This window comes from Pseudoflavonifractor phocaeensis, from assembly GCF_016901735.1.
Classification (GTDB): domain Bacteria; phylum Bacillota; class Clostridia; order Oscillospirales; family Oscillospiraceae; genus Pseudoflavonifractor_A.
The window spans coordinates 1-7059 of sequence record NZ_JACLZC010000096.1 but is presented as its reverse complement, the minus strand read 5'-3'; the positions used below and the strand labels follow the sequence as shown (position 1 = coordinate 7059).

5 protein-coding genes are annotated in these 7059 nt (G+C 61.9%); all 5 read right to left on the bottom strand.

What is annotated here, in order from left to right; translation table 11 throughout:
• Nucleotides 1-304 precede the first annotated feature (304 nt).
• Entirely contained in the window at nt 305-1663 is a 1359-nt protein-coding gene (locus H7U37_RS13965) for a GntP family permease (RefSeq protein WP_207752026.1), read from the bottom strand.
• 121 nt (nt 1664-1784) lie between these two features.
• Entirely contained in the window at nt 1785-3338 is a 1554-nt protein-coding gene (locus tag H7U37_RS13960) for an acyl CoA:acetate/3-ketoacid CoA transferase (protein ID WP_204876646.1), read from the bottom strand.
• A gap of 57 nt (nt 3339-3395) precedes the next feature.
• Nucleotides 3396-4175, bottom strand: coding sequence for an enoyl-CoA hydratase-related protein (locus tag H7U37_RS13955; protein WP_204876645.1), 780 nt, complete (start codon nt 4173-4175; stop codon nt 3396-3398).
• Nucleotides 4176-4589: 414 nt separating this feature from the next.
• On the bottom strand, nt 4590-5738 hold the full coding sequence (locus H7U37_RS13950) for an acyl-CoA dehydrogenase (protein WP_338049843.1): 1149 nt from the start codon (nt 5736-5738) through the stop codon (nt 4590-4592).
• Between the two features lie 243 nt (nt 5739-5981).
• The coding region (locus H7U37_RS13945; RefSeq protein WP_204876642.1) for a C-type lectin domain-containing protein at nt 5982-7059 on the bottom strand (1078 nt) is incomplete at its 5' end.

Sequence of the window (7059 nt, the reverse complement as noted above, 5' to 3'; positions counted from 1 at the left end):
CGTTGCCTTTGCTTCCCTCCTCGCGGCATAGCCGCTCGGCCTCCGCTAAAAATGTGCCACCGGCACATTTTTTAACGCTGCGGGGCCTGGCGCCGCCCGCGCAGGGCCGCTCCCCACGGGAAATGAAAAAACGACATTGCGGAAATTTGCGCCTTTCCCGCAGGATACTTGCATTTTAAACTGAAGCGCTGCGGACCCACGGTCCGCGGCGCTTTTTTCTGAAAAACGCACAGCAGCCCGCCGGAGACCGGCGGGCCGCTGCGCAATGGAGAGATAGAGGATGGCTTTCACAAACGGCAGGGGATCATACGCCCAGCAAAGTAGCCAGGACGATGAAAATGCCGCAGGTGATGAAGGGAATGAGGATCTGGGTAATGGCGATGTCGAAGTAAGCTTCCTTGTGGGTCAGCTTGCAGATATTGAGCAGGGTGATCTGAGCGCCCTGATGGGGCAGAGTGTCCAGGGTGCCGGCGGCAATGGCGCCGATGCGGTGGACGTCCTCCAGGCTGGCGCCCAGGGAGATGTAGGTGTCCTTCAGGGCGTTGAAGGCCACGCTCATGCCGCCGGAAGCGGAGCCGCAGGCGCCGGCACAGACGGCCACGGTAATCATCACGAATACCAGGGGGTTCATCTCAAGGGTCTTGAGGCCCTCCACCAGGTCGGAGAAGGCCTGGGTGTTCTGCACCACGCCGCCGAAGCCCACCACGATGGCGGTGTTCAGGATGGACACGCCGGAGTCCGCGGCGCCCTTGTTGAACACCTGCACCCACTGGCTCACGCCGCCCTTGACCCAGCGGAACATGAACAGAGTGGCTACGACCACGCCCACAAAGACCGCCGCCTCCACCGGCAGGCCGGCCCGCGTGCCGTCCGCCTGGGGGAAGATGGGGGCGTTGTAGAGCACCAGGATGAGGAGAATGGGAATAAAGGCGATGACCGGATTGGGCAGCGCCTCATCGTCGGAGGCCTGGAGCTCTTCCTCGGTCAGCTGGTTTTTCAGACGGGGATCGTCAAAGAAGAAGCCCCGCTTGGTGAAGGAGCGGGAACGGTACTCCAGCCAGACGAAGATCATGACGAAGGAGGCGATGGTGGCCACCAGGGAGGGACCGAAGGCCGCGAAAGCGGTGGTGCCCAGCACCCGGGTGGGGATGACGTTCTGGATGGAGGGAGAGCCGGGGCCGTACATGGACCAGGTCCAGCAGCCGGCGGAGATGGCCGCGGGGATGAGCCGCCGGGTCAGGTTGGCGTTGCGGAACATCTGGAGAGCGATGGGGTATACCACGAAAAAGACCACAAAGCCGCTGATGCCGCCGTAGGTCAGGATGCCGGTGATGCACATGATGATGGGGGCCACGAACTTGCCGTGGCAGGCGCCGGACAGGGTGCGGGCGATGGACTTGGCCGCGCCGGTGAACTGATACACCGCGCCGAACAGAGCGCCCATAAAAAACACCATGAAGTAGTCGGAGACGTACTGGGCCGCCGCCGGCATAAACTCGTCCAGCAGGCCGCCCAGAATGTCCAGGGGCTGTCCTTCCAGCAGAGAGGTGCATACCAGCACAAAGACGGTGACCAGCGGCGCCAGAATCAGCGCGCTGACCTGCTTAAAGGCCAGAAGGCCGAAGAGAATCAGGGCGATCAATAGTACAAGAATACCAATCAAGGGGAGTTCCTCCTCACTTACAGTCGCTCAAAAAAGGGAAATGGAATAAAAAGGAAATCATTTGGACGAAAAAAGGGGGCCCGTGCTCAACAGCGCGGGCCCCGCGGGAGAGCAAGGTTGTTTATTTAAGTCCCATCAGCGCGTCGGAGAAGATGCGCGCGTCCATCAGCTTGGGGGCGCCGTCCATCTTGGGGGTGAAGCCCATGAGATCCAGCACCTGGGTCTGGAGGTCGATGCCGGGGGCGATCTCGGTGAGATAGACGCCGTCGGCACGCAGCTCGAAAACGGCGCGCTCGGTGATGTACATGACGGGCTGGCCGGTTTTGACGGCGTAGTCGCCGGAGAAGGTGATCTGCTCCACGGTGTCGATGAGCTTTTTCTCGCGGCCCTCCTGGAGGATGACCAGCTTACCGTCCTGCACCGCGGTTTTCAGGCCGCCGGCGGTAAAGGTGCCGCAGAAATACACCCGCTTGGCGTTCTGGGTGATGTTGATGAAGCCGCCGCAGCCGGCGATGCGGGGACCGAACTTGGACACGTTGATGTTGCCCTTCCGGTCGGCCTGGGCCAGACCCAGGAAGGCCAGATCCACGCCGCCGCCGTCATAGAAATCGAACTGATAGGGCTGGTCCAGGATGGCCTCCACGTTGACCGAGCCGCCGAACTTGGGACCGCCCTGGGGGACGCCGCCCACCGGTCCGGCCTCCACGGTGAGGGTCATGTAGTCGCCGATGCCTTCCTCGTTGGCCACCATGGAGATGTACTCGGGGATGCCGATGCCCAGATTGACCACCTTGTCTGGCTGGAGCTCCAGAGCCGCCCGGCGGCCGATGATCTTCTTGGCCGAGAGAGGCGGATACTCCAGGCTGCTCAGCGGCACCCGGAATTCGCCGCTCATGGAGCCGTCATACGCGCAGCCCACGCACTGGGCGTGGTCCTCCTTGTTTTCGCAGACCACGATGGCGTCCACGTAGATGCCGGGGATCTTGACCAGCTTGGGATCCAGGGCGCCGTCGGCCACCACTTTTTCCACCTGGACCACCACCTTGCCGCCGCAGTTCTTGACGGCCTGAGCGATAGAGGTGGCCTCCAGGGAGGCGACCTCGTGTTCCAGGGTCACGTTGCCGTTTTCGTCGGCGTAGGTGCCGCGGATAAAGCCGATGTCGAAGTGCTGGGCCTTGTAGAGCAGCCGCTCCTGGCCGCAGACCTCCACCACCTCCACGATGTCCTCGGTGGTAATGGCGTTGAGCTTGCCGCCCTCCACCCGGGGATCGGCGAAGGTGTTGAGTCCCACATGGGTGAGGGTGCCCAGCCGGTGCCCCGCGATGTCGCGGTAGAGCTGAGACAGGGTGCCCTGGGGCAGGTTGTAGGCCTCGATCTTGTTCTCCATGACCAGCTTACCCAGTTCCGGGACCATGTTCCAGTGGCCGCCGATGACCCGCTTGGTCATGCCCTCATGGGCGAAGTGATCGGCGCCGCTTCCGTCACGGTTCCCCTGAGCCGCCGCGTAGAACAGTGTCAGGGCCTTGGGAGCGCCCGTTTCCACGAAGCGCTGTTCCAGCGCTTTGGTCAGGGCCTCCGGCATACAGCTTGCCACAAAACCGCTGGTGGTGATGGTCATGCCGTCCTGCACCCAGGCGGCAGCCTCCGCCGCGGTGATGACCGGTTTCTTAGACATAAAATTTTCTCCCCTTCGTTCCAAATGAGCTGCCGCCCGCCGGACGACTCCGCTGGCTTACTTGCCGATGAAGTGCTTCTCCTTGCGCTTCTCCAGGAAAGCGGTCATGCCTTCCTTCTTGTCGGCGGTGGAGAAGGACAGACCGAAGAGATTGGCCTCCAGCTTCAGGCCGCTGTCCAGATCGGTGTCCATGCCGGTGTTGATGGCCTGCTTGGCCAGAGTCACGGCGAAGGGGCCGTTCTTCATGATGCGGCCGGCCATGGCCTTGCAGTAGCCGATGAGCTCCTCCTGGGGCACCACGTGGTTGGCCAGGCCGATGCGGTAGGCTTCCTCGGCGGAGATCATGTCGCAGGTAAAGATGAGCTCCTTGGCGCGGCCCTTGCCCACCAGGCGGGCCAGACGCTGGGTGCCGCCAAAGCCGGGCAGGATGCCCAGGCCGCATTCGGGCTGGCCAAACTTGGCGTTTTCAGAGGCCACGCGGATGTCGCAGGCCATGGAGATCTCGCAGCCGCCGCCCAGGGCGAAGCCGTTGACCGCGGCGATGGTCACCTGGGGCATATTCTCCAGACGGCCAAAGGCCTCCCGGGCCAGCAGACCCATCTTGCGGCCTTCCGCGGGGGTGGCGTTGACCATTTCGGAGATGTCAGCGCCCGCCACAAAGGACTTGGCGCCGGAACCGGTGAGGATGACCACCTTGACCGCTTCGTTGTTCTCCAGCTCGGCCAGGCAGGCGTTCAGCTCGGCCAGGGTCTCGCTGTTGAGGGCGTTGAGGGCCTTGGGACGGTTGATGGTCAGCAGGGCGATGCCGTTTTCCACTTCCAAAAGCAGGTTGTTCATACAGATGACCTCCCAAAAAATCAGACGTATTCAGACGTGTTTTGGTAACCCGCCGGCGCGGCCGCTCTCCGGCGGTTACTTTGACATATTTTTGACGAGACTAAGGATAATGCTTTTTTTCCCCTGCGTCAACAATTTTTTGGTTCTTTTAACCACAAAGTTTTTTGAAGTCGCAGATTGAATTAGTCACTTTTTCTTGCGTGTACAATTACTTTTGCAACAAAACTATTTTAGAACAACATAATTTCTTGTCAAATTCTTGTCAAACTTGCTCGAAATATGCACCAGGGAAAAAAGGGCGCACCGCATGCATCCCCTTTGCTGCGGTGCGCCCTCCCTTCACGGAATATAAAAAACGGAAAAGGAAAAAAATGGCTGGTTATGGCGGGTCTGCTCCCCTGGGCAGACCGGTGCTTACTTCAGGTTCAGAGAACCGGCGATGACCATCTTCATGACCTCGCTGGTGCCCTCGTAGATCTCGGTGATCTTGGCGTCGCGCATCATGCGCTCCACGGCATACTCACGGGCAAAGCCATAGCCGCCCAGGAACTGCACGCAGTCACGGGTGACCTGGTTGGCCACGTCGGAGGCCATCAGCTTGGCCATGGCGGCATAGACGTTGTAGGCCTCGCCGCGATCCTTGGCCACGGCGGCGCGCCAGGTCATGAGACGGGCGGCGTCGATCTTGGTCTGGAGGTCGGCCATCTTGAACTGGGTGTTCTGGAAGGAGGCGATGGTTTTACCGAACTGCATACGCTCCTTGTCGTACTTGATGGCCTCGTTCAAAGCGCCCTGGGCAATACCCACGGCCTGGGCGGCAATGCCGATCCGGCCGCCGTCCAGGGCCTTCATGGCGATCTTAAAGCCCTTGCCTTCCACGCCGCCCAGCAGGTTCTCGGCGGGCACGCGGACGTCCTCATACACCACGGCGGCGTTGGAGGCGGCGCGGATGCCCATACGGGGGATGTCGGGGGTGACGGTGATGCCCGGGGTATTCCGGTCCACCAGGAAGGCGGACATGCCCTTGTGGGCGGGCACCGACTTGTCGGTGAGGGCAAAGACCAGGAAGGTATCGGCAAAGCCGGAGTTGGTGGTAAAGATCTTCTCACCGTTGATGACGTACTCGTCCCCGTCCTTGACGGCGGTGGTGCGGGCGCCGGCCACGTCAGAGCCGGCGTTGGGCTCGGTCAGGCCGAAGCAGCCGATCTTGGAGCCGTCGGCCAGGGGACGGAGCCACTTCTGCTTTTGCTCCTCGGTGCCAAACTCCTGGATGGTGGAGGCGCACAGAGAGGTATGGACCGACAGGGTCACGCCGGTGCTGGCGTCCGCCTTGGAGATTTCCTCCATGCACAGCACATAGGACAGCACATCGCCGCCGGCGCCGCCGTAGGCCTCGGGGAAGGGAATGCCGAAGAAGCCGCACTCCTGCATCTCCTTGAGCATCTCCAGGTTCATCTTCTCCTGCTCGTCCATCTCGTGGGCCAGGGGCTTGACCCGCTCCTCGGCAAACTTACGGTACATCTCCTGCAATTCTTTGTGCTCGGAGTCCAGGTTAAAATCGATCATGTTCGGTTACCTGCCTTTCAAGAAAAATCCAGTATTCAGGTGGGACCAGCTGCCGCGCCCCCTGTTGCTGCGGTAAGTATACCACCACCAAATAATTCTGTCAACAAAGTATTCTTATTAAAAATGAACTGACGGGGCCGGGCGGGAAGCGGCGGTTTTGTGGAAAATTGTGCAAAAAAAGCCCAAAAAACCGCCGCAGTCAAAGACTGCGGCGGTTTAGCGGACGTACAAAGCCGGTGCTCAGCCGTCATATTCGCAAATATAGCCCACCTTGCCGGCGGCGGTGGGGAGGACGGCAATGATGTCGTTGCGCTGGTCGTTGAAGGTCCAGCCGATCTCCTCCCCCTGGTACTTGGCGTGCCAGAGGCACAGGTACTCCTCCAGGGTGCTGTCGTTGTCCAGGTAGCTGGGCTCGCCGGGATACCAGCAGTCGAAGGTCCAGTCCTCGCCGGTGATCCAGCTGCGGTAGCCCCACAGGTCGTTTTCGCTGTACAGCTTGCCGCCAATCCACAGGTAGGTCAGATGCTCCTGACCGCTGGCCACGGCCTGGTCGGCCAGGGCGACGACGCGGTCGTACTCCTCCTGGCTGGTGATGGTGGCCAGATGCCCCCCTTGCTCCAGACAGCTCTGGTAGGCCTCCCACCAGGTCACGTCGGCCACCACGATTTCATAGCGGTGGGTGGTCTGGGGCTGGCTGACGGTGATGAGCCCCAGCTCGTCCAACGCCAGCAGGGCGTGGTTCACCCCGTCGCACACCGCCTGGGCCGAGGCGCTGTCCCCCATGGGGTCGATGGCGCCGCCGTCGGAGGTGAGGGCCACCAGATCGGACGCGCCGCGGAACTGGGACAGCCAAGTGGGATCGGATACCCAGGCGTCGCTGAGGCCCACCTTTTCCACCGAGGTAATGACCCCGTCAAAGCTGACTTTCACCGCAAAGGTCAGGGAGCTGTCCGCCGTGGACACCGATAGGAGCACCCGATAGCCCGCCGTGTCGGACTGCTCCACGCCCAGCACGCCGGGCTGTGTGCCGGTGTAGCGGAGGGAGCGGTACTCGCTGGCGGAAGGCGCCGACGAAGGGCTGGGTGTGGGGGCGTCCGCCTGGTCCTGGGGCGCGGTACTCTCCGGGGCGTTTACCGGGGACTGGCTGGCCGAAAAGAGGGACGGCTGTGAGCTGTCCCCGTCCCCCGCTGTGGAGGCGGGACCGCCGGACGGACGCAGAAAATAAACGAGCACCGCCCCAATGAGCAGCACGCCCACCACGCCGGCCACGATCAGCGTGACCATGGGGACGGCGGGGCGAGGGGATGCCGGCTTCGGG